At 69.1% G+C, this 22,017-nt stretch carries 18 protein-coding genes; 9 read left to right on the forward strand and 9 right to left on the reverse strand.

Annotated features, from left to right (window positions below):
• Positions 1–2 precede the first annotated feature (2 nt).
• Positions 3–1,592, reverse strand: coding sequence for an ABC transporter substrate-binding protein (locus IEY36_RS01665; RefSeq protein WP_229681017.1), 1,590 nt, complete (start codon positions 1,590–1,592; stop codon positions 3–5).
• 116 nt (positions 1,593–1,708) lie between these two features.
• Between IEY36_RS01665 and IEY36_RS01670 the strand changes: the two genes are divergently transcribed.
• Genes IEY36_RS01670 through IEY36_RS01685 form a run of 4 tightly spaced genes read left to right on the forward strand, consistent with a single transcriptional unit; the run spans position 1,709 to position 5,545 of the window.
• On the forward strand, positions 1,709–2,746 hold the full coding sequence (locus IEY36_RS01670) for a histone deacetylase family protein (RefSeq protein ID WP_188965167.1): 1,038 nt from the start codon (positions 1,709–1,711) through the stop codon (positions 2,744–2,746).
• Entirely contained in the window at positions 2,743–3,756 is a 1,014-nt protein-coding gene (locus IEY36_RS01675) for a dipeptidase (RefSeq protein ID WP_188965168.1), read from the forward strand. The genes IEY36_RS01670 and IEY36_RS01675 overlap by 4 nt, the downstream gene beginning before the upstream one ends.
• Before the next feature lie 37 nt (positions 3,757–3,793).
• Positions 3,794–3,988 carry a hypothetical protein gene (locus IEY36_RS01680; RefSeq protein WP_188965169.1) on the forward strand — a complete coding sequence of 65 codons (195 nt, stop codon included), beginning with the start codon at positions 3,794–3,796 and terminating at the stop codon, positions 3,986–3,988.
• Between the two features lie 36 nt (positions 3,989–4,024).
• Positions 4,025–5,545 (forward strand): YifB family Mg chelatase-like AAA ATPase, encoded by a 1,521-nt coding sequence (locus tag IEY36_RS01685; protein ID WP_188965170.1) that lies wholly within the window; start codon positions 4,025–4,027, stop codon positions 5,543–5,545.
• A gap of 374 nt (positions 5,546–5,919) precedes the next feature.
• Here IEY36_RS01685 and IEY36_RS01690 read toward each other — a convergent pair whose 3' ends face one another.
• Complete coding sequence (locus tag IEY36_RS01690) at positions 5,920–6,312, reverse strand: YraN family protein (RefSeq protein WP_188965171.1); 393 nt, start codon at positions 6,310–6,312, stop codon at positions 5,920–5,922.
• On the opposite strand from IEY36_RS01690, the gene ggt reads away from it, so the two are divergent.
• Entirely contained in the window at positions 6,312–8,012 is a 1,701-nt protein-coding gene (ggt, locus tag IEY36_RS01695) for a gamma-glutamyltransferase (RefSeq protein ID WP_229681019.1), read from the forward strand. The genes IEY36_RS01690 and ggt overlap by 1 nt on opposite strands.
• A 43-nt stretch (positions 8,013–8,055) precedes the next feature.
• Positions 8,056–8,526 carry a CreA family protein gene (locus IEY36_RS01700; RefSeq protein WP_229681020.1) on the forward strand — a complete coding sequence of 157 codons (471 nt, stop codon included), beginning with the start codon at positions 8,056–8,058 and terminating at the stop codon, positions 8,524–8,526.
• A gap of 601 nt (positions 8,527–9,127) precedes the next feature.
• On the opposite strand, the gene IEY36_RS01705 is transcribed toward IEY36_RS01700, so the two are convergent.
• The 6 genes from IEY36_RS01705 to IEY36_RS01730 form a co-directional block, all read right to left on the reverse strand.
• Positions 9,128–10,159 carry an ABC transporter ATP-binding protein gene (locus IEY36_RS01705; RefSeq protein ID WP_229681021.1) on the reverse strand — a complete coding sequence of 344 codons (1,032 nt, stop codon included), beginning with the start codon at positions 10,157–10,159 and terminating at the stop codon, positions 9,128–9,130.
• Positions 10,152–11,138 (reverse strand): ABC transporter ATP-binding protein, encoded by a 987-nt coding sequence (locus tag IEY36_RS01710; protein WP_188965174.1) that lies wholly within the window; start codon positions 11,136–11,138, stop codon positions 10,152–10,154. The genes IEY36_RS01705 and IEY36_RS01710 overlap by 8 nt, the downstream gene beginning before the upstream one ends.
• Complete coding sequence (locus tag IEY36_RS01715; RefSeq protein ID WP_188965175.1) at positions 11,138–12,052, reverse strand: ABC transporter permease; 915 nt, start codon at positions 12,050–12,052, stop codon at positions 11,138–11,140. The genes IEY36_RS01710 and IEY36_RS01715 overlap by 1 nt, the downstream gene beginning before the upstream one ends.
• Positions 12,053–12,054: 2 nt before the next feature.
• On the reverse strand, positions 12,055–13,038 hold the full coding sequence (locus tag IEY36_RS01720) for an ABC transporter permease (protein WP_188965176.1): 984 nt from the start codon (positions 13,036–13,038) through the stop codon (positions 12,055–12,057).
• A 54-nt stretch (positions 13,039–13,092) separates the two neighbouring features.
• A complete protein-coding gene (locus IEY36_RS01725) occupies positions 13,093–14,676 on the reverse strand; it encodes an ABC transporter substrate-binding protein (protein WP_188965177.1) in 1,584 nt (527 codons plus the stop codon).
• 65 nt (positions 14,677–14,741) lie between these two features.
• The gene (locus IEY36_RS01730) at positions 14,742–15,833 is read right to left on the reverse strand and encodes an AI-2E family transporter (RefSeq protein WP_188965178.1); all 1,092 of its coding nucleotides are present in this window, start codon (positions 15,831–15,833) and stop codon (positions 14,742–14,744) included.
• 106 nt (positions 15,834–15,939) lie between these two features.
• On the opposite strand from IEY36_RS01730, the gene otnI reads away from it, so the two are divergent.
• From otnI to IEY36_RS01745, 3 genes are all read left to right on the forward strand, one after another.
• Positions 15,940–16,719 carry a 2-oxo-tetronate isomerase gene (gene otnI, locus IEY36_RS01735; RefSeq protein WP_188965179.1) on the forward strand — a complete coding sequence of 260 codons (780 nt, stop codon included), beginning with the start codon at positions 15,940–15,942 and terminating at the stop codon, positions 16,717–16,719.
• Between the two features lie 187 nt (positions 16,720–16,906).
• Positions 16,907–17,791 (forward strand): 2-hydroxy-3-oxopropionate reductase, encoded by an 885-nt coding sequence (locus IEY36_RS01740; protein ID WP_188965180.1) that lies wholly within the window; start codon positions 16,907–16,909, stop codon positions 17,789–17,791.
• A 407-nt stretch (positions 17,792–18,198) separates the two neighbouring features.
• A complete protein-coding gene (locus IEY36_RS01745) occupies positions 18,199–19,077 on the forward strand; it encodes a helix-turn-helix domain-containing protein (RefSeq protein ID WP_188965181.1) in 879 nt (292 codons plus the stop codon).
• Positions 19,078–19,385: 308 nt separating this feature from the next.
• On the opposite strand, the gene IEY36_RS01750 is transcribed toward IEY36_RS01745, so the two are convergent.
• The gene (locus IEY36_RS01750) at positions 19,386–22,016 is read right to left on the reverse strand and encodes a bifunctional acetate--CoA ligase family protein/GNAT family N-acetyltransferase (protein WP_188965182.1); all 2,631 of its coding nucleotides are present in this window, start codon (positions 22,014–22,016) and stop codon (positions 19,386–19,388) included.
• Between the last annotated feature and the right edge of the window lies 1 nt (position 22,017).

Below are 22,017 nucleotides of genomic sequence, written 5' to 3' on the forward strand. Positions count from 1 at the left end.
CGTCAGCCGGCGATAAAGACGTCGTCGAAGGACTTGCTGACGCCAAGGCCCGTGGTGATGACGTTCTGCACCTTCTTGTCGTGCACAGTCGGGAAGGACAGTTCCGTCAGCCAGATCTGCGGCACTTCCTGCACCAGGATCTTCTGCACCTCGCTGAACGCGCGTTGGCGGTCGGCCGCCGCGGCCGCGCTGCGCGCCTGCAGGAACAGCGCATCCACCTGCGGGTTGGAATAACCGCCGGTATTCGTGAAGGTCACCTTCTGGATGTTGGTCGAGACATAGGTGCGCTCGACACCGAGCGTCGGGTCGCCGAACTGATAGACGAAGTTGATCGTCGTCTCGTATTCCCAGTTGCCGACGCGCCGCGCCCAGGACCCGGCATCGGTGCTTTCGAGGTCGAAGGCGATGCCGATCTGCCGCATCGCCTGGCGCAGATATTCCGACAGCCGCGTCCAGATCTCGCCATAGGGCAATGGGATGTGCTTCAGCGTGAAGCGCGTGCCATCGGCCTTGCGCGGATACCCTGCGGCATCCAGCAGCGCATTCGCCTCCCGTACATTGAAGGCGGCGATCTTCGCATCGGCATCAAAGAAACGCGTGGTCGAGGCGACCGGCCCGGTCGCCGGCTTGCCGACGCCGAACCAAAGTCGGTTGACGATGAAGGCGCGGTCGATCGCCATCGACATCGCACGCCGCACCCGCGCATCGTCGAGCGGCTTCACGCGATGGTTGAGCTCGACCCAGGACAGCGGCGAGAAGTACTCCCAACCCTTGATGTTGACCTCAAGGTTCGGCCGCTGGCGCAACTGAGGAATGTCGAAGGGCTCGATGTCCGAGGCCTGGCTCAGCAGCACCTGCCCGGATTCCAGCGCCAGGCGCCGGCTCTGGCTGTCGGGTATGATGCGGTAGATGATGGTGTCGAGGTAAGGCTGCCCCGGCTTCCAGTAATCGTCGAAGCGGTCCATGCGCACGAAGTTGCCGCGCTGCCACTCCGTGAACTTGAAGGGGCCCGTGCCGATCGGGTGCTGCACCGCCGGCGCGGTGCGATAGTCGCGCCCGTCGAACAGATGCTTCGGCACGATCGCCGCCGCCGTCGCGTCGAACATCAGCATGAAGGGCTGGAAGGCCTGCTTCAGCACGATCCGCACAGTCAGCGGGTCCTTCGCTTCGCAAGTCTCGATCAGCGTGAAGATCGCCCGCGCGCGCGGCGACAGTTCCGTGTGGAACTTCATGATCGAGAACACGACGTCGTCGGCCGTGAAGGGCTGGCCATCATGCCACTTCACGTTCTCCTGCAGGCTGAAGACATATTCCTTGCCGTCCGGGCTGGTCGTCCAGGACTTCGCCAGCAGCGGCAGCGGCTCGAGCGTCGGCGAGAAGGTGACCAGCCCCTGGAACATCTTGGGCGCGGCCGCGAGCGTCGGGCCCTGCTGGTTCACGCCGATCTGCAGCACCGGTGGCTCCGGGGTCAGCATCATCTGCAAGGTGCCGCCGCGGCGCGGGGCGATGCCCTGCGCCAGCGCGTCGGAGGCACGCATCAGCACGGGCGCGGAAGCAGCGGCGGCCATCAGGCCGCGGCGCGAGAAGGCCATCGTGAGTTCTCCCAGAACGATGCGGCGAGGCTATCCCCCCGACGCACACCGGGACAAGGTGCCGATCCATGCCTCGCATGGACAAGGCGCACGCCGCTGCCTAGCCTCGCATCACCATGAAGACCTTCGCGCATGCCGATCAGGCAGGGCACACCCCGACCTTCTTTCTCCAGCGTGGCCAGGTGCGCCGCAATTTCGAGATCCCGGCACGTGCCGCCGCGCTCGAGACGGCGCTGCATCGGCTTGGCCTGCCACCCGCCGCACCGCCGCCGCTGCCGCCGCGCGCCATCGAGGCGGTGCATACGCCCGACTACCTCGCCTTCCTCGCCGGCGCGGCGGTTGCCTGGGCGAAGCTGCCCGAACCGGGGCCGGAGGTCGTCGCCAACATCCATCCCGCACCCGAGATGATCGCGCAGGGTGCGCGGGTCGGTGCCAGCATCATCGCGCAGACCGGCTGGTACACGGCCGATACCGCCTGCCCGATCGGCCCGGGTTCCTGGGCGGCGATCCAAGGCGCGGCCGCCTGTGCGCTGGCCGCGGCCAGCGAGGCCGCGCAGGGCCGCACCGCCTATGCGCTGTGCCGCCCCCCTGGCCACCATGCCTATGCCGCGCGTGCCGGCGGTCATTGCTATGTGAACAATGCCGCCCTTGCCGCGCAGGCGCTGCGCGATGCCGGGGCCGGCCGCGTCGCCGTGCTCGACATCGACAGCCATCATGGCAACGGCACCCAAGGCATCTTCTGGGAACGCGGCGATGTGCTGACCATCTCGATCCATGGCGACCCCGACAATTATTATCCGTGGTTCGTTGGACGCACCGCCGAACGCGGCGCGGGTGCCGGTGACGGGCGCAACATGAACATGCCGCTCGCCTTCGGCACCGCCGATGATGGCTGGCTCGACGCGCTGCGCTACGCCCTCGCCGCCATTCGCGACTTCAAGCCGGATGCGCTGGTGGTCCCGCTCGGCTTCGATGCGTCGAAGGACGAACCGCTCGGCGCGCTGGCCGTCACCGAGGATGGCTTCGCGCGGGCGGGTGCCATGATCGGGGGTTTGAAGCTGCCGACCGCCATCACCCAAGAGGGTGGCTACAATGTCGATACGATCGGCACCCTGCTTGAACGCTTCCTGACCGGCTGGAGCAGCGCCGCATGACCGACGCTGCCACGATCCACGCCGCGGCGCTGACCCTCGACACCCATATCGACATCCGCTGGCCCGAGCCGCCGGACGCCACGGGCGAGACCGACCGTCGCGTCGATTTCCCGAAAATGCAGCGCGGCGGGCTAAAGGCGGCGGTGTTCATCGCCTATACCGCCCAAGGCAAGCGAGACGATGAAAGCCTCGCGGCCGTCGCCGCCCGCGCCGATGCGATGCTGCGCCACATCCGCACCCGCGCGAATGGCACGACCCGCCATTTCTGCACCACCGCCACCGAGCTTGAAGCCGCGCATGCGGCCGGCGCGCTGGCCGTGCTCAGCGCGGTCGAGAACGGCAATGCCCTGGCGCGCGACCTGTCGCGACTGAAGCTCTGGCGCGATCTCGGCGCCATCTACCTGACCCTCACGCATGACGGGCACAACGATCTCGCCGACGCGGCGCGGCCGAAGCCCGACCTGGGAGATGGTGTCGCGGAGCATGGCGGGCTGTCCGCCTTCGGGCGCGATGTGGTGCGCGAGTTGAATCGCCTCGGCATGCTCGTCGATGTCTCGCACAGCGCGAAGTCCACCATGATGCAGGCGGCCGACTTGTCGCGCGTGCCGGTGGTGGCGACGCATTCCTGCTGCCGCGTGCTGTGCGACCATCCGCGCAACCTCGATGACGAACAACTCGACATGCTGCGGGCGACCGGTGGGCTGGTGCAGATCACCGCGCTCGATGCCTTCCTGCGCGCGGCACCGCCGGGCGGCAAGTCGCCGGCGACCGTGACGGACATGGTCGATCACGTCGATTACGCAGTGAAACGGATCGGTATCGACCATGTCGGCCTGTCGTCGGATTTCGATGGCGGCGGTGGCATCCCGGGCTGGACCGATGCCTCGCAGACGATGAACCTGACGGCGGAACTGCATCGTCGCGGCTATGGTCCGCGCGAGATCGACCTGCTCTGGTCGGGCAATTTTCGCCGGATGATGCGGCTCGCGCGGCACGCGGCCATGGGCTGAACCGCGTCTCTCCAACACGTCAGGGAGATGCACGCCCATGCGACATGTCATCCTCGTCGCTCTTCTGCTCATCGCGGCCCCGCTCGCCGCCCAGCAATGGCCGCTGGCCGCGCGCGTGACCGCCTTCGACGCCGGCGTGTCCGCGCCGGTCGTTGCGAATGACAATGGCCAGGGTCGGGCGAAAAAACCGGTTACCGGAAATCGTTCGTCACTTAATTCTCGCGTTGGTTGATTTTCCAGCAAAGTCACTTCACCCTGACCGGGCATCATGACCATCGCCCGAATCGCCACCTTCGCCTTTTCCGGCATCGAACCGGTGCCGGTCGAGGTGCAAGTGCAGATCGCCCCCGGCTTGCCTGCCTTCCTGTTGGTTGGCCTGCCTGATAAGGCCGTGGCCGAAAGCCGGGAACGGGTGCGCGCGGCGCTCACCGGGCTCGGCCTGTCGCTGCCGCCGAAACGAGTGCTGGTGAACCTGGCGCCGGCGGACATCCTGAAGGAAGGTTCGCATTTCGACCTGCCCATTGCCCTCGCCCTGCTGGCCGCGATGGACATCATCCCGAAGGAGGATGCGGCGGGCTATGCGGCGCTCGGCGAATTGTCGCTCGACGGGTCGATCATGCCGGTGGCCGGCGTGCTGCCGGCGGCGCTCGGCGCCAGCGCGCGCGACCTCGGCCTGATCTGCCCGGCCGCGCAGGGTGGCGAGGCCGCCTGGGCCGGACAGATCGAGGTGCTGGCCGCCCCCGACATCCTCGCCCTGCTGAACCATTTCCGCGGCACGCAGATGCTCTCCCCGCCGGCGCCGCCGAACCTCGATGCCGCGCCGCGCGCCGGCCCCTGCCTATCCGAGGTCAAGGGCCAGGAAAGTGCGAAGCGCGCCATCGAGATCGCCGCCGCCGGTTCCCACAACCTGCTGATGGTCGGACCGCCAGGGGCGGGAAAGTCCATGCTCGCCGCCCGGCTGCCGGCCTTGCTGCCAGACCTTTCACCGGCAGAGGCGCTGGAGGTCTCCCTGGTGCATTCCATCGCCGGCAAGCTCGAAGGCGGGCGGCTGGTGACGCGACCGCCCTTTCGCGAACCGCATCATTCGGCCTCGATGCCGGCGCTGATCGGTGGCGGGCATCGCGCCCGGCCTGGCGAGATCAGCCTCGCGCATCGCGGCGTGCTGTTCCTCGACGAATGGCCGGAATTTCCGCGCCCGGCGCTGGAGTCGCTGCGCCAGCCGATGGAGACCGGGCGCACCACGATCAGCCGCGCCCATGCCCATGTCACCTACCCGGCACGGTTCCAATGCATCGCGGCGATGAATCCCTGCCGCTGCGGCTATCTGGGCGATGCGGGACGTGAATGCGGCCGCGCGCCGCGCTGTGGCGAGGACTACCAGGGCCGACTCTCCGGCCCGCTGCTCGACCGCATGGACCTGACGATCGAGGTCATGCCGATCCCCGCCGCCGAGCTGACCCGCGCGCCGGCCGGCGAGACCAGTGCGGTCGTCGCCGCCCGCGTGCAGGCGGCGCGCGATGCCCAGCGCGCGCGCTGGGGCAATGATGGGCCGCGCAACAATGCGGAGGCCGAGATCGGTCACCTGATGCCACTGTTGGATGCCGAGGCCGGCGCGCTGGTGGAAATGGCGGCGACGCGGCTGCGACTGTCGTCGCGCGCGCATGTGCGGACGCTGCGCGTCGCCCGCAGCGTGGCCGACCTCGCCGCCAGCGCGACGATCCGACGCGCGCATGTCGCCGAGGCGCTCGCCTTTCGCCACCGGGTGCCGGGGCGCGCGGCGGTCGCGTAGACCACGTCACCTCCTGCCGGATACGGCATTGGTCCTCGCACCCGCCCGGCCATTCAAAGACGAGATACTGAATGGTTGGCTGGGTTGGGATACGGGGCCAGCGCGCGCTGATCCGGGCCTGCAGCGGGCCCCGTTCACTCCGGTTGACGAGTTGCGCTTTTGCTCATTGTGGTAGCGAGCGTCGTCACCCGATCATGTCGCTCCATCTGATTGCGCCCTGCTCCAGACGGCTGCCGAAGTTCGATTTCCGACGGCGGCCGACGCAGCATTGATTCATGGGTCTCTCCCGGCACGAGAGGACGATTCAGGCGACGACGCGGATAGATTCCCTGGCGTCGGTCGCTGCGCGTCCGATGGAGAGATTCCGCAGCCTGCTAGTCCCCGAGCCGGAATGCGTCCGCGATGCGTCGGGCCGTGCCGTCCGCCGCCACGATCACCACATCGAACCGCATCCCCGCCGCGCCATGGCTGGGATTCGCACCAAGCCAGCATTCCGCCGCCGCCATCAGCCGCGCCCGTTGCCTGGCCCCAAGCGCGAAGGCCGCCTCGGCCAGCGACGGCCGCGCCTTCACCTCGACGAAGGCCAGCAGCCCATCACGTTCCGCCACGATGTCGATCTCGCCGGCCGGCGTGCGGGCGCGCCGGGCCAGCACGGCCCAGCCTTCACCCAGCAGCGCCGCAGCCGCGATGCCCTCCGCATCCCGCCCGGACGCCTCGGCGCGGCGGCCGCGCAACAGCCGAGGTGCATGCTCGTCGCGATCGCTCATTGCGCTATCCTGCCGCGATGATCCTGCGCCGCGCCATCTTCCTGCTCCTCCTGGTGACCGGCGCCGCCTCGGCGCAGGCACCCGCACGGCATTTCATGGTCGCCGCTGGCCATCCGCTCGCCGCCGCCGCCGGCGTCGAGGTGCTGCGCGATGGCGGCAATGCCGTCGATGCCGCCATCGCCGTACAAATGGTGCTGACGCTGGTCGAACCGCAATCCTCCGGCATCGGCGGCGGCGCGTTGCTGTTGCAGTTCAATGCCGGCACGGGCCGCGTGACCGCCTGGGACGGGCGGGAGGCCGCGCCCGCCGCCGCCGGCCCCGACCTGTTCCTGCGCGACGGCCGCCCGATGCCCTTCATCGAAGCCGTTGTCGGCGGCCGGGCCGTTGGCGTGCCGGGCACCGTCGCGATGCTGGAAGCCGCGCATCGCGAGCATGGCCACCTGCCCTGGCCACGCCTGATCGCCCCCGCGATCCGCCTCGCCGAGGACGGCTTCCCGATCAGCGAGCGTCTGGCACGCGACATCGCCGCCGATGCCGGCCGGCTTCAGCGCGACCCGGAGGCCAGGGCGTACTTCTTCTCGGAGACCGGGGCGCCGCTGCCGGCCGGGCATCGCCTGCGCAACCCCGCGCTCGCCGAAACCCTGCGCGCCATCGCCACCCAAGGCGCGCAGGCGTTGGCGCGCGGCCCGGTCGCGGAGGCCATCGTCACCGCCATCACCAGCCACCCGACCAATCCCGGCCTGATGACGGCGACCGACCTGTCGAGTTATGCGCCGCATCGGCGCGAGGTCATCTGCAGTGGCTATCGCCGCTATCGCGTCTGCGGCTTCCCGCCGCCATCCTCGGGCGGCATCGCGGTCGCGCAGATCCTCGGGCTGCTGGGGCATTTCGACATGGCGCGGCTCGACCCGCGGGGTGCCACGGCGGCGCATCTGCTCGGCGATGCCGGACGGCTCGCCTTCGCCGACCGCGATGCCTATGTCGCCGATCCGGATTTCGTCTCGGTGCCGACGCGTGGCTTGACCGACCCCGGCTACCTCACGGTGCGCGCGCAATTGATGGATCGCGACCACGCGGTGGCTGCGCCGCGCGCCGGCAACCCGCCCTGGCGCGAAACCAGTCTCGCCCCACAGATGCAGGATTTCGAGACCGGCACCAGCCATGTCTCGATCGTCGATGCGGATGGCAATGCGGTTTCGATGACCACCACGGTCGAGGCGCTGTTCGGCGCCCGGCTGATGGTGCGCGGCGTCATGCTGAACAATGAGCTGACCGACTTCTCCTTCTCGCCTGACCGCGACGGCCGGCCGATCGCCAATCGCGTGGAGGGCGGCAAGCGGCCGCGGTCCTCAATGTCGCCAAGCATCGTGCTGGATGGCGAAGGGCATCTGAATGCGGTGGTTGGCGCGCCGGGCGGGGCGCGCATCATCATGTATGTCGGCCAGGCGCTGGTGGCGCTGCTCGATTGGGGCATGACCCCGCAGGAGGCGGCGTCTCTGCCGCATGTCGGGACGCTGGGCGGGCCGATCGACCTCGAAGCCGGCACGGCGGCCGTGGCCTTGGCCCCCGCCCTGCGCGCGATGGGCCACGAAGTGCGGCCTGCCGAGATGAATTCGGGCCTGCAGATCATCCGCGTGACGCCCGACGGGCTGCTCGGTGGCGCCGACCCGCGTCGCGAGGGCGTGGCGATCGGTGACTGAACGGCCCCTGGCGCGTTGTAGGATGCGGATGAAGGAGCAACCCATGACCCGAGCCGCCCTTGCCGCCCTGCTGGCGCTGACTCTCGCCACCCCCGCACGGGCCGAGGAGACCCGCCAGATCGGCTATGTGAACACCGCCATGACCAATCTCGGCCTGACGCGCAGCCATCGCGTGGTGGTCGAGCGTTTTGCCGACCCCGAGGTCTCGGGCGTGTCCTGCTACATCAGCCAGGCGCGCACCGGGGGCGTGTCCGGCATGGTGGGGCTCGCCGAGGATCCGGGGCGCTTCTCGCTCACCTGCGTCAGCACCGGCGAGGTGCGCGTGTCCGATGCCGCGCGCCGCGGCGAGCGCGGCGCGCAGGTCTATGAGAGCAACACATCGCTGTTCTTCAAGGAGACACGCGTGCAGCGCTTCATCGATGAGGAACAGCACGCGGTGGTCTATCTCGCCTGGTCGACCCGGCTGGTTGAAGGGTCGCCGTTCAACGCGGTGGCGGTGGTGCCGTATCGGTGACGCCACGGTGGCACGGAGAAGGGCGCCGTCCCTCTCCGGACCTCATCCCGCCAATGGCCCGCGGCCCTGGAAACCGAAACCTGGCGCCTGGGTCCAGCGGCGACGCCGAATCAAGTCTCTGATTTTACTCATTTTAAGATTTTAGGATTTTATCGGCCTCGACGTCCGTTGCCGCTGGATGCGGAACGCCATGCGATGGAGTGAACATACCAAGAACTCACGACCAGATCCAGCGATGTCTCTCGGGCAGGGCGGCAGGGGGCTTTCCGTAGGCCCCGGGCCCTTTGGAAGGCTACGTGCCAGGTGGCATGGCCGCCAGGATCGGTGCCAATATTGGTTACGCTGTCCCGGGCGACACTCACATGCCGGGACAAGCAGTCGCGCCCGACACTAAGTCGAGGTTTCCATAGGCCCTCAGGCCTTTGGCGGGGTGAGGTCCGGAGAGGGGCGAAGCGTTCTTCGGTTCCACCGTGGGGCTGCTGGAGGTGATTCCGGTCGCATGGGCTCACGGAAATCGCTCAGACCATTTGTTGTCGGGCGTATCGTTACCCGACCTGATGATTCCACCTAATCAGGATCTGCCCCGGCGCCCTCCCCGACCTCACGCAGCGTCGCGCGCGATCGCCGGCATCGGCATGGCGTCGTCGCGGCCTTCCTCTACCGCGTGGCAGGCGACCATCGCATCGCCGGCCGGCTTGAGTTCCGGCCGCTCCCGCTTGCAACGGTCATTGGCCAGCGGGCAGCGCGGATGGAAGGCGCAGCCCGACGGCGGCGTGATCGGCGACGGCACTTCACCACCGACCGGGATGCGTTCGCGCCCCGTCATCTCGAGATCCGGGATCGCCTCCATCAGGGCGCGCGTATAGGGGTGGCGCGGGGTGCGGAACAGCGTCTCGGCCGGGGCGAGTTCGGCGAGGCGCCCGAGATACATCACCCCGATGCGGTCACTGACCTGGCGCACCACAGCAAGGTTGTGGCTGATGAACAGGTAGGTCAGGCCCAGCCGCTGCTGGAGTTCCTTCATCAGGTTGAGGATCTGCGCCTGGACCGAGACGTCGAGCGCGCTGGTCGGTTCGTCGCAGACCAGGAATTCCGGGTTGGAGGACAGCGCGCGGGCGATGGAGATGCGCTGGCGCTGGCCGCCGGAGAATTCATGCGGGAATTTCTGCCGGTCGAGCGGGGAGAGCCCGACCTGCGTCAGCAGTTCGGCGACACGGTCCTGCTGGGCGCTGTGCGACGTGACGAGGCCGAAGGCGCGGATCGGCTCGGCGATGATGTCCGCCACGCGCCAGCGCGGGTTCAGCGAGGCGTAGGGGTCCTGGAAGATCATCTGCATGCGCCGGCGCTGGTCGGCCAGCGCGCGGGCCTCGGCGAGGTCGCGTCCGTCGAAGATCACCGCCCCGGCGGTGGGCGTGTAGAGCCCGACCGACAGCCGGGCGACGGTCGATTTGCCGCAGCCGGATTCACCCACCAGTGACAGCGTCGTGCCCTTGGGAATGGCGAAGGAAATGCCGTCCACCGCGCGCAGTATGCGCTTCTCCTCGCGCGCGACGAGCCGTTGCAGGAAGGGGCGGGAGACGTCGAAATGGCGCGCGAGGTCGCGCACCTCGAACATCGGGGTCGCGTCAGCCACGGGCGGTCTCCGTGTCATACAGCCAGCAGGCGGCGCGGGTGGTGACGGCATCCAGCAGGTCCGGTCGCAGTTCGCGGCATTTGCCGAAGACCTGCGGGCAGCGCGGATTGTAGGCGCAGCCCTGCGGGATGGCCGACAGGCGTGGCATCGCGCCGTCGATCTGCGCGAGGCGCTCCACGCGCCGGTCGAGCGGCGGGATGGAGGCCATGAGGCCGGCGGAATAGGGGTGGTTGGCGTGCTTCACTACTTCCCGCACCGGGCCGATCTCGGCGATGCGGCCGGCATACATGACGGCGACGCGGTCGGCGGTCTCGGCAATCACGCCCATGTCATGGGTGACCAGCATCATCGCCGTGCCCTTCTCACGCGCCAGCGTCTTCAACAAGGCGATGACCTGCGCCTGGATGGAGACGTCGAGCGCGGTGGTGGGTTCGTCGGCGACTATCAGCTTCGGTTCGGCGCAGAGCGCGAGGGCGATCACCACGCGCTGGCGCATGCCGCCGGAAAATTCATGCGGGTAGCTGTCGATGCGCTGCGCCGCCGCCGGAATGCCGACGTGTTCCAGCCATTCGATGGCCCGCTTGCGGGCCTCGGCCGGGTTGAGCGGCAGATGGGTGGTGATCGTCTCCACCAGCTGGTGGCCGACGGTGTAAAGCGGGTTCAGCGTGGTCAGCGGGTCCTGGAAGATCGCGCCGATTTCCTTGCCGCGGAGGCGGCGCATCTGCTCGTAGCGCAGGTTGTCGATCCGCTTGCCGGCGAACAGGATCTCGCCGCGCGCGATGCGGCCGGGCGGTTCCAGCAGGCCGATGATGGCGGCACCGGTCATCGACTTGCCGGCGCCGGATTCACCGACGACGCCGAGCACCTCGCCGGGCGCGATGTCGAAGGACACGTCGTCGAGCGCGACCAGCGTGCCGCGCCGGGTGGGGAATTCGACGCGCAGGTTCTTCACCTGCAACAGGGGGGCGGTGTTGGACATCAGCGGAGCTTCGGGTTGAGGGCGTCGCGCAACCAGTCGCCCAGCAGATTGACAGAGAGCACCATCGCGACGAGGGCGAGACCGGGGAAGATGGTGATCCACCATTCACCGGAGAACAGGAAGTCGTTGCCGATCCTGATCAGCGTGCCGAGGGAGGGTTGGGTCGGCGGCACGCCGACGCCGAGGAAGGACAGCGTCGCTTCCGCCAGGATGGCTAGGCCGAGATTGAGCGTCGCCACCACCAGCACCGGGCCGACGACATTGGGCAGCACATGGCTGGCCATGATGCGCAGCTTCGGCACGCCGATCACGCGCGCCGCCTGGACGTATTCCTTGTTGCGCTCGACCAGGGTGGAGCCACGCACGGTGCGGGCGAATTTCGGCCATTCGCTGATGCCGATGGCGAAGATGACGACGAAGAGCGCGATCTGGTCATGAACCTCGCGCGGCACGACGGCGCGGACGACGCCATCGACCAGCAGGGCGACCAGGATGGAGGGGAAGGTGAGCTGGACGTCGCAGATGCGCATCAGCAACCCATCCACCGCGCCGCCGACATAGCCCGCCAGCAGCCCGACCGAGACGCCGAGCAGCGTGGCGAACAGCGTGGCCGACAGCCCGACCAGCAGCGACACCCGCGCGCCATACATGATGGCCGAGAGCATGTCGCGGCCCTGGTCGTCGGTGCCGAGCAGGTATTCCGCCGTGCCTTCCTCGGCCCAGGAGGGCGGCTTGAAGGCGTCGATCAGGTTCAGCGAGGCGAGGTCAAAGGGGTTGTGCGGGGCGATGAAGGGCGCGAGTGCCGCGCCGATGATGCAGATCGCCGCGACGATGGCCGAGGCGACCGTGACCGGCGACCGCTTGAACGACCACCAGACGTCGGAATCGAAGAAGCGCGCGATGGCAGCGGCCATGGTCAGTGCCCCCCCTTCCCGCGACCGATCCGCAGCCGCGGGTCGACGGCGTAGTAGAGCAGGTCGACGATCAGGTTGATCGAGACGAAGACCAGCGCGATCAGCAGCAGGTAGGCGCTCATCACCGGGATGTCGGCGACGCCGACCGACTGGATGAACAGCAGCCCCATGCCCGGCCATTGGAACACCGTCTCGGTAACGATGGCGAAGGCGATGATGGCCCCCAGTTGCAGCCCGACGATGGTGATGACCGGCACCAGCGTGTTCTTCAGCGCATGGCCGAAATGCACCGCCCGGTTCGGCAGGCCGCGGGCGCGGGCGAATTTGATGTAGTCGGTGCGCAGCACTTCCAGCATCTCGGCGCGCACCAGGCGCATGATCAGGGTGAGTTGGAACAGACCGAGGGTGATCGAGGGCAGGATCAGCGCCTTGATGCCCGACCAGGTGAGGAAGCCCGTGGACCACCAGCCGAGTTGCACCGTGTCGCCCCGCCCGAAGGAGGGCAGCCAGCCGAGCCACACGGCGAAGACCAGGATCAGCAGGATGCCGATGAGGAAGGTGGGCAGCGACACACCGACCAGCGAGAAGGTCAGGAAGAAGCGCGACAGCCAGGAATTACGGTACAGCCCGGTATAGACGCCCATCGGCACGCCGACCGCGAGCGCCAGCACCGCAGCGCAGAAGGCCAGTTCCAGCGTGGCCGGCGCGCGCTCGCCGATGAGTTCGGCGACCGGGCGCGAAAGACGGTAGGACAGGCCGAATTCGCCGCGGATGGCGTGGCCGGTGAAGGTCGCGAACTGCACCCAGAAGGGCTGGTCGAGACCGAGGTCATGGACCAGCGCGTCGCGCTGCGCCTCGGTGAAGTCCTGTCCCAGCATGATCGCCACCGGGTCGCCGACATAGGCGAACATCGCGAAGGAGATCAGCGCGACGGCGAGCATGACCGGGATGGCCTGCAGGATGCGATTGATGATGAAGGCGAACATTCATTCACTCCGGTGCAGGCGCGGCCGGCCATCCCGCCGCGCCTGCGATGCTGTTCAGTTCATGCGCGCCCAGCGGAAGTAGGGCTGGTTATTCGCCATGTGCGGGATGGTGAAGGTGGACCGCATCGCCCAGGGGATCATCTGGTGATGCAGCGGGATGTGCGGGACGTCCTCGCGATAGAGGCGCAGCGCCTCGCGGATCGCCTCGTTGCGCGGCTCGCCCGACTGGGTCTGCATGCGCACGATCAACTCGTCCATGCGCGGGTTGGAATAGCGGCCATAGTTCCAGATGCCGTTGCCCGCGCCGCCATCGCGCGAGCGCAGCAGCGACTGGAAGGAATACAGCGCATCGAGCGTCGGCACGCCCCAGCCGAGCAGGTAGATGGAGGTGTCGTCGCGCTGGATCTTGGCGAAGAAAGGGGCGAGCGGCATGGAATTCAGCCGCGCGCGCACCCCGACGCGCGCCCACATCGCCACCACCGCCTGGCAGATCTGCTCATCGTTGATGTAGCGGTTGTTCGGGCAGTCGAGGGTGATCTCGAAGCCGTTCGGATAGCCGGCCTCGGCCAGCAGGGCGCGGGCGCGGGCCTGGTCGTAGGGCAGGCGGACATCCTCGGCGGCGGTGTAGCCATTGACCTGCGGCGGGAACAGCGTGCCGGTCACCACCGACTGGCCGCGCATGGTGGTGCGGTGGATCGCCTGGATGTCGATCGCCTGGTAGAGCGCCTGGCGCACCCGCAGGTCCTTCAGCGGATTGCGGCCGCGCACGTCCGAATAGAGCAGTTCGTCGCGGTTCACATCCATCGCGATGAAGATGGTGCGGACCTCGGGCCCTTCCGTCACCTTGATGTTCGGCGCGGCGCGCAGTCGGGCGAGGTCCTGCAGCGGCGGGTCGAGCACGAAATCCACCTCGCCCGACAGCAGGGCGGCGACGCGCGTCGCATCCGAGGTGATCGGGCGGTAGATGATCTCGGTGATGTTGGCCTCGCGGCTGGCGGGTTCGTTCCAGCCCCACCATTCCGTGTTGCGCACCATCACGGTGCGCACGTCCGGCTCGCGGGACTGCAGGCGGAAGGCGCCGGTGCCGTTGGTGTTGCGGGTGGTGAACATCTCCTCCCGCGCGCGGGTGTTCTGTGGGCGGGTGGCGTTGTGCTGTTCCGACCAGGCGCGCGACATCATCATCACGGAGGCGATCTTGTTCGGCAGGATCGGGTCGGGCGTGCTGGTGATGACGTCCACGACCATCGGCTCGGCGAGGACCGCGCGCTCCACCGTGTCGACATAGATGCCGTAATTCGAGGTCGGCTCCCGCGCGCGCATGATGCTGAACACCACGTCCTCGCCGGTGAAGGCCTGGCCGTCGTGGAATTTCACCCCGTCGCGCAGCCAGAAGCGCCAGCGGTTGGGCTCAACCTGCTCCCAACGGGTGGCCAGGCCCGGGGCGAGGCCGAGTTCCTGCGTGCGCTGGATCAGCGGGTCGTAGATCTGTTGCAGCACCATGGTAACGGTGCCGACATTCTGGCTGTGCGGATCCATGGTGTTCGGGTCGCCCGAAGCGGCCCAGCGCACCGTGCGCGCCTCCGCCATCCCGGCACTCAGCCCCACGGCCAGTGCGGCCGCCATTAGCAGCTTACGCATCCCTGTTGCCTCCATGTCTCCCGGCCCCCGGCACCTTGTGGGCCGGATTTGGCGCAAGTCTTCGGCTATAGGGCCGGCGGTGGCGGCACGGAAGAGGTTTGCGAGGCTTCCTCCTCGACACCACTCGCAAATTCGAGCAGCAGGGTATAGCCCACCGCCAGGACCACCGGCCCGAGGAACAAGCCGAGGAAGCCGAAGGCCAGCACGCCGCCCAGCGCGCCCATCAACGTGAGCAGCAGCGGCAGGTTCGCCCCGCGCGCGATCGCCCAGGGGCGGATGATGTTGTCGACCGAGGAGATCACCAGCGCCCCGTACAGCGCCATGAAGATGCCCCAGCCGGTCTGGCCCTGGGTCAGCAGCCAAAGGCTGGCCGGGATCCAGACCAGCGGCGCGCCGACCGGGAAGATCGAGATCACCCCGGTGACCACGGCCAGCAGCCCCGCCTGCGGCACTCCGGCGATCGACAGGCCGATGCCCGCCAGGATGCCCTGCGCCACCGCGGTGCCCACCAGGCCCCAGACCACACCCCGCGTCACGTCGGCGGCGAGGTTCATCATGCGGATGCCGGTCGCGCCGCCGAGGCGGTGCATCAGGCCCTTGGCGCGGACGGCCATGGCCGGCCCGTCGCGATAGAAGAAGAAGGCCAGCAGGATCGCGAGCAGCAGTTCCGCCAGCCCCGACAGCACCGCGAGCAGCACGGACAGCGCCTGTTGCGTCAGCGTGCCGGCGTAGGGCCGCAGCAGGCCGGCGAGGCCGAGCAGGTCGAATTCCGTCTCGCCGATCCAGGTGTGTATCCAGGGGCCGACCACCGGCAGGCTCGACAGCCAGGCGCCAAGGCCGGGCAGGCCTTCGGTCAGCAGCGCCTCGATGCTGGCGCGCAGCGATTCGACCTCCTCGCGGCTGGTCGGCGCGGCGAGCACGATGGGCAGCCCGATCAGCAGGAACAGGGCGGCCACCATCAGCACCGCGCCGGCCCCGCGCGACAGACGGGCGCGCTGGCAGACGAAGGTGAAGACCGGCCAGGTGGAGAAGACGAGGATGACGGCCCACAGCAGGGCGGACATGAAGGGCCGCAGCACCAGCAGGCACGCCGCGGCGAGCGCGGCCAGCGCGGTGATCCCGATCATGCGCGCGGCGCGCGGTGTATCCATGGGCATGCGGTCATCCTGCCCGAAGCGCGGGGCTGCGGCGAGCCCGGGGCTGGCCCGCCGGCCATGGTGGCGGTAGCCTGCCGGCATAACGCTTCCTTGGGGGAAAGCCGGAATGCCTCGTTTTGCCGCGAACCTCTCGATGATGTTCAACGAGGTGCCGTTCCTCGACCGCTTCGCGCTGGCCGCCAAGTCCGGCTTCAAGGCGGTGGAGTTCCTTTTCCCCTACGACTTCCCGGCCGCCGAGATCGCCACGCGGCTGAAGGATAACGGCCTGTCCCAGGTGCTGTTCAACGCGCCGCCGGGCGACTGGACAAAGGGCGAGCGCGGCATGGCCGCCCTGCCCGGCCGCCAAAGCGAGTTCCGCGACGCCATCGCCCGAGCGCTGGAATACAGCGTGGAGCTCGAATGCCCGCGGCTGCATGTGATGGCCGGGTTGAAGCCCGAGGGTGTCGCGCATGACACGATGACGGCGGTCTATGGCGCCAACCTCGCCTGGGCGGCGGAGCAATGCGCGAAGGTCGGCGTGAAGCCGATCATCGAGCCGATCAACCACCGCGACATTCCCGGATTCTTCCTCAACACCACCGACCAGGCGGCGGCGATCATCGCCGCGGTCGGGCCGGAGAAGCTCGGGATGCAGTTCGACCTCTATCACTGCCAGATCACCGAAGGCGACGTGGTCAAGCGGGTCGAGAAGCACCTGCCGCTGATCGCTCATATGCAGGTGGCCGACAATCCTGGCCGCAACGAGCCGGGCACCGGGGAGGTCAACTGGCCCTTCGTGTTCGAGCGGATTGATGCACTCGGCTTCCGCGGCTGGATCGGCTGCGAATACCGGCCGGCGGGCGAGACGGTGGCCGGGCTGGGCTGGTTCGCGCCGTACAAGGCGTAGCCGGCCCGCTTCGGCCGCCGCGCCGTCAGCCTGACGCGCGGCCCTCCGCCCTCGGAGGCGAAGACCGTCATGACGGGACGCCGAGCCTCGCATGTTCCCGCGCGCGAGACTCCGCTATCTGTGCGGGCCGGCTCCGGATGGCGCCGATCCATGGGCCTCGCCGCCCGCCCCTTACGGAGAGAAACGCATGAAGATCGCCTTCATCGGCCTCGGCATCATGGGTCGCCCCATGGCCGGCCACCTCAAGGCCGCCGGCCATGACATCACCGTCGTCGAGCGCGCCAGCCTGACCGCCGAGGACCGCGCCGCCTTCGCCGTCGCCCCGGATGCCGCCACCGCCACCGCCGGGGCCGAGGTCGCCATCCTGATGGTGCCCGACACCCCCGATGTCGAGGCCGTGCTGTTCGGCGCGAAGGGTGTCGCCGAGGGGCTGAAGCCCGGCACGCTGGTGATCGACATGTCCTCGATCAGCCCGACCGCGACGAAAGCCTTCGCCGAGAAGATCGCGGCCAAGGGCGGCGACTACCTCGACGCGCCCGTCTCGGGCGGCGAGGTCGGCGCCAAGCAGGCCAGCCTGACCATCATGGTCGGCGGGTCGGACGCCGCCTTCGCCCGCGCCAAGCCGCTGTTCGATGCGATGGGCAAGAACGTGACCCTGGTCGGGCCGGTCGGCGCCGGGCAGACCTGCAAGGTCGCCAACCAGATCATCGTCGCGCTGACCATCGAGGCGGTGGCCGAGGCGCTGACCTTCGCCTCCAAGGCCGGTGCCGATCCCGCCAAGGTGCGCCAGGCGCTGATGGGCGGGCTGGCTACCTCGCGCATCCTGGAACTGCATGGCGAGCGGATGATCAAGCGCACCTTCGCGCCCGGCTTCCGTATCCGGCTGCACCAGAAGGACCTGAACCTGGCGCTGCAGGCCGGGCGGGACCTTGGCGTGGCGCTGCCCAACACGGCCTCGACCCAGCAGCTTTTCGCCGCGGTGTCGGCGGCGGGCGGGGCGGAGCTGGACCATTCCAGTCTCGTGAAGGCGCTTGAGACGCTCGCCGCCCACAAGGTTGCCGAGGACGCCTGAGAGTCCGTTCGGCACTGGCCATCCGGCGCGTTTCACGTCCGGCACCGGCCCGCAGCCTTGCCCATTCCAGGATACTGACCTGGACGGCTGGGTGGGGATGCGGGTCGATGTCGTTTGATTGGAGGACGCCATAACATATTGTTTTTACGAATATTTTAATCCGACCGAGCGATTCCGGCTGATCGGGATCTGCTCCGAGCGGCGAGCCGGACGCAGCGTCGCGCCGTGTGGCGCGTTTCGTCGCGCGCCTAGCCGTTCGGGCGACGACCCACGGGGTGACGGCTCGGCATTCGGTGCGCGCGACCCGTGGATAGAAATCGTCACGAAGCCGCGTGCGTGAGATTATGTCTCGGAAATCAACCTGAAACCCAGTAACGTGAATTCTCTCCGACGACGGGATGATTGAAATGCGATTCGCCGAAATCGGTCAGCAACTGCGGGCCTACCGCCTGGAATCCGGCCTTCGTGCCGAGGAAATCGCGGCGCGTCTTGGTGTGTCACGGGCGGCGCTCTATCGCTACGAGAAGGGCGAGGTGATCAAGCTCGACACCATCCGCCGTCTCGCCGAATTGCTGAAGATCTCGCCACTGTCCCTGCTGGGGATCGGCGTCGAATATTTCGGTCGCCCGGCCGCCTTTCAGGAACGGCTGCGACAGGTCGAGGAACAAGCTGACCAGGTGCTCCAGGTCGGTGGCGGCCTTTGCTACCCGGTCACGTCCGAAGCGTTCGACGGCGCGCTGGCGGAGGCCTGGACCGAGCATGCTGACGGCCAGCCGGACCGCCTGCTGGCCCGGACCCAGGTCGAGCAGATGCTCGGCCTGCTGGCCGCCCGCAAGAAGCTGCAGCAGGCGCGCAAGCCGAACATCATCGCCTTGCTCGGCGAGACGACCCTTGCGCGGCTGTTGGCCGACGGGATCGCCGCGGGCCTGCCGCTGTCCGAGCGCGCGCGCATGCGCTGCCGTCTCGCCGCGCGGTCGGAAGCGGACGCCATCGCCGACCAGATGGAGACCGTGCCGATCGGCCTGCAGCTCGGCCTGATCGCCGGGTCCGAACCCAGCGGGCCCTTCCTGGTGCTGCGTGGGCGCGAGCGCGCCAACGTCATCGGCAGCGCCTTTGCCCCGGACGCGCATCCCACCGCCGCCGCCGGCGTCGCCTTCATCACCTCGGCCGACGAGGCGGTCGGCACCCATCAGCGCGTCGCCGAGGCCGCCTGGCGGGACGCCCTGAAGGGCGCCGAGGCCGCGGCGCGGGTGCGCCAGCTGATCCGCCTGCACGCCGCGGCCTGACACCGGGCCGGATCAGTCGGTGCCGCCTGTCGCCGGGACAGGTGCGCCGGAGCTGAGGGGCGGATCGACCTTGCAAGGGCGGCGGCGCAGTAGCGTCAGCGAAGACAAAACATTTAAAGGCATATAGTTAGATATGTTATTTGATGTTCTTTCCAACCTGGAGGGGGCAGCCCTTTCCGAAGACACGACCGTTCCCGGACCCCCTGCCGTGGGCTTCCTTGATCCTGCCCCTCGTATTGCGCCGCGGGCTGTCGCGGGTGCCGTTCAACCCGTGCCGCCAGGACGCAGCCGGGGCGGTGCCCCAGTCCTTACAGCTGCTTGCGTGCCTCCATGATGTCCGGATCCTCGGCGCTGATATGCAGTTCGAAGCCCAGGGCGCGCACGAAGCCCAGCATCGGGCGGTTCGTCGCCAGCACCTGGCCGACGATCGCCTTCATGCCGACCAACCGGCCCCACTCGAACAGCCGCTCCATCAGGTGCCGCGCCAGGCCCTGGCCCTTCCAGCTCGGGTCCACGATCACCGCGAATTCGCCGCTCTCGCCCCCCGGTTCACGGATCAGGCGGGAGACGCCGACCGTCAGGTCCGGCCCGCCCTCGACATGCTCGGCGGCGACGAAGGCCATCTCCCGGTCGTAGTCGATCTGCGTCATCCGGGCGATCTGTGCCGCGCCAAGCTCGGTCATGGCGGAGAAGAAGCGGTAGCGGACATCCTCGGCCGTCAGGCGACGGAAGGCCTCGGCATGGGCGGCGGCATCCTCGGGGCGGATCGGGCGGACCACGACGCTCCGGCCATCCTTGCCTCGCCACGAGCGCGCCAGCTCTGCCGGATAGGGCGGGATGGCGAGCAGGGATGACTGGCCCGACGGGCGCAGCAGCAGGGAGGCGTCGAGCGCCAGCACACCCTGAGCATCGGCCGCCAGCGGATTGATTCCAAAGAATTCAATCTCGGGAAAATCCACCGCGATCTGCGACAGCCGCACCAGGGCATCGGCGATCGCCGGCACATTGGCCGGCGGATGGTCGCGCCAGCCGTCCAGCAGCCGCGCGGTGCGTGTCTGGCGGATCAGCGCATGGGCCAGGGTAAGGTTCAGCGGCGGCAGGTCGAAGCCCTCATCGGGGTCGATATCGGCCGCGGTGCCACCGCGGCCGAAGGCAATCCAGGGGCCGAACATGGTGTCATCACCCAGGCGCAGACGGAGTTCCTGCACCCGCCCGGCCTGGCGCTGCACCAGGAAGCCGGTCAGCCGCGCCTCGGGCCGCGCCGCCGCGACGCGGGCCGCCATCGCCTCGGCCGCCACGCGCACCGCCGCCGGACTGGACAGGCCGAGGGTGACGCCGCCGACCTCGGTCTTGCGGCCGATATCGGGGCTGAGAATCTTCAGCACCACCGGGAAGCCGAGCATGGCGGCGGCGTCGGCGGCTTCCGCCGGCCCGGCCACGGCGCGGCCCGGCACGGTCGGGATGCCATAGGCGGCGAGCACCGACAGCGCTTCCTCCTCGGTCAGTTCCCGCCTGTCGGCGGCGCGGGCGGTTGCGAAGATGCGCGCCACGCGGGCGCGGTCCGGGGCGAGGTTGAGCACCGCGCGGGGCGGCAATTCGGCCGCAGCGGCCCGGTTGCGGCGGTCCTGCGCCAAATGCAGCGCGCCGCGAACAGCGGCCTCGGGGGTGGGGAAAACGGCGACCCCGGCTTCGGCCAGACGCGCGCGCTGAGAGCCGGCGGTGGCCTGGCCCGGCCAGCCGACCAGGATCGGGGCGCCACGGCTGGCCTTGACCGCGGCCGTCAGGGTTTCGCGCACCAATGCGGGGTCGCTGTCGGGCTCGGGGGCGCAGAGGGCGACCACGGCATCGACGCCGGGCAGGCCGGCGAGCATCGCCGCCGCCTCGCCCAGACGCGGCGCCGAGCCGGCCGCCAGCGCGAGCGGGTTGCGACCGCTCCAGCCGGCCGGCAGGCCGACCGCGATCGCGGCCATCGCGTCGTCGTCGATCTCGGCCAGCCTTCCGCCACCGGCGAGCGCCGCGTCCGAGGCCAGGCTGCCGAGGCCGACTCCGTTGGTGACCACCGCGATGCGGTCCCCCGCCCCGGCCAGCGGGCGTGGCGAGACGCGCACCCGTGCGAGGGTCTCGGCGGCCGAGAGAAGGTCCTCGAGCCCGGCGACGCGCAGCACGCCGGCGCGGCGCAGCGCGGCTTCCATCACCGCATCGGCCTGGCCGGAGGCATCGGCGAGGCGCCCGCCGGCGCGGATTGCCACCACGGGGCGGGTGCGCGCCGCGGCGCGGGCGGCGGAGATGAACATCCGCCGGTTCTTGATGCGCCGGATGTCGAGCAGGATGGCCCCGGTGCCCGGGTCGCGCGCCAACCAGTCGAGCACGCCGGCGAAGCCCTGCCCCTGGTTGCCGCCGATGCCGACGACATGGGTGAAGCCGACCGCCTCGGCGGCCGCCCAGTCGAGCACCGCCCGCGCGATGGCCGAGGACTGCGTTACCAGCGCGAGACGCCCCTTGGCCGGCTGGACATGCGACAGCGTGGCGTTCAGCCCGATCGCCGGCACCGCGATGCCGAAGGAGCCCTGCCCCAGCGCCCGCATGCCGGTGCGCCGCTCCAGCGCGGCGAGGTCGGGGGCCGGGCCGGGCACCATGGCGGCATGGCAGCCGCGTGCGGCCAGGGCCGTCATGGCGGCTTCCAGCGCCTCGGGCGGCAGGCACAGGACGGCGAGGTCGGGTGTCACCGGCAGCGCGGCGATGTCGGGGAAGGCTTCCAAGCCATCCGGGCTGGCGCCGACGGCCATCAGCCGGCCGCGGAAGCCGCCAGCGGCGAGGTTGCGGGCGAGGACGGGCGCCTCGGCACTGCCCTCACCCACCACCAGCACGACGCTGGACGGGTGGAACAGGGCGGAAGGGCGGAAGCCACCACGCGGGGCAAGGGTCAGGAATTCGGGCATT

Source organism: Neoroseomonas lacus (assembly GCF_014644535.1).
GTDB classification, from domain to species: Bacteria; Pseudomonadota; Alphaproteobacteria; order Acetobacterales; family Acetobacteraceae; genus Neoroseomonas; species Neoroseomonas lacus.

What these genes read in the sequence shown, in the direction of transcription:
- IEY36_RS01740 (WP_188965180.1), top strand. Translation starts at nt 16,907, where the DNA reads ATGAAGATCGCCTTCATCGGCCTCGGCATCATGGGTCGCCCCATGGCC.
- IEY36_RS01690 (WP_188965171.1), bottom strand. Translation starts at nt 6,312, where the DNA reads ATGAGCGATCGCGACGAGCATGCACCTCGGCTGTTGCGCGGCCGCCGC.
- IEY36_RS01730 (WP_188965178.1), bottom strand. Translation starts at nt 15,833, where the DNA reads ATGCCCATGGATACACCGCGCGCCGCGCGCATGATCGGGATCACCGCG.
- IEY36_RS01750 (WP_188965182.1), bottom strand. Translation starts at nt 22,016, where the DNA reads ATGCCCGAATTCCTGACCCTTGCCCCGCGTGGTGGCTTCCGCCCTTCC.
- IEY36_RS01710 (WP_188965174.1), bottom strand. Translation starts at nt 11,138, where the DNA reads ATGTCCAACACCGCCCCCCTGTTGCAGGTGAAGAACCTGCGCGTCGAA.
- IEY36_RS01745 (WP_188965181.1), top strand. Translation starts at nt 18,199, where the DNA reads ATGCGATTCGCCGAAATCGGTCAGCAACTGCGGGCCTACCGCCTGGAA.
- IEY36_RS01670 (WP_188965167.1), top strand. Translation starts at nt 1,709, where the DNA reads ATGAAGACCTTCGCGCATGCCGATCAGGCAGGGCACACCCCGACCTTC.
- IEY36_RS01665 (WP_229681017.1), bottom strand. Translation starts at nt 1,592, where the DNA reads ATGGCCTTCTCGCGCCGCGGCCTGATGGCCGCCGCTGCTTCCGCGCCC.
- otnI (WP_188965179.1), top strand. Translation starts at nt 15,940, where the DNA reads ATGCCTCGTTTTGCCGCGAACCTCTCGATGATGTTCAACGAGGTGCCG.
- IEY36_RS01675 (WP_188965168.1), top strand. Translation starts at nt 2,743, where the DNA reads ATGACCGACGCTGCCACGATCCACGCCGCGGCGCTGACCCTCGACACC.
- IEY36_RS01725 (WP_188965177.1), bottom strand. Translation starts at nt 14,676, where the DNA reads ATGCGTAAGCTGCTAATGGCGGCCGCACTGGCCGTGGGGCTGAGTGCC.
- IEY36_RS01685 (WP_188965170.1), top strand. Translation starts at nt 4,025, where the DNA reads ATGACCATCGCCCGAATCGCCACCTTCGCCTTTTCCGGCATCGAACCG.
- IEY36_RS01720 (WP_188965176.1), bottom strand. Translation starts at nt 13,038, where the DNA reads ATGTTCGCCTTCATCATCAATCGCATCCTGCAGGCCATCCCGGTCATG.
- IEY36_RS01680 (WP_188965169.1), top strand. Translation starts at nt 3,794, where the DNA reads ATGCGACATGTCATCCTCGTCGCTCTTCTGCTCATCGCGGCCCCGCTC.
- IEY36_RS01715 (WP_188965175.1), bottom strand. Translation starts at nt 12,052, where the DNA reads ATGGCCGCTGCCATCGCGCGCTTCTTCGATTCCGACGTCTGGTGGTCG.
- IEY36_RS01700 (WP_229681020.1), top strand. Translation starts at nt 8,056, where the DNA reads ATGACCCGAGCCGCCCTTGCCGCCCTGCTGGCGCTGACTCTCGCCACC.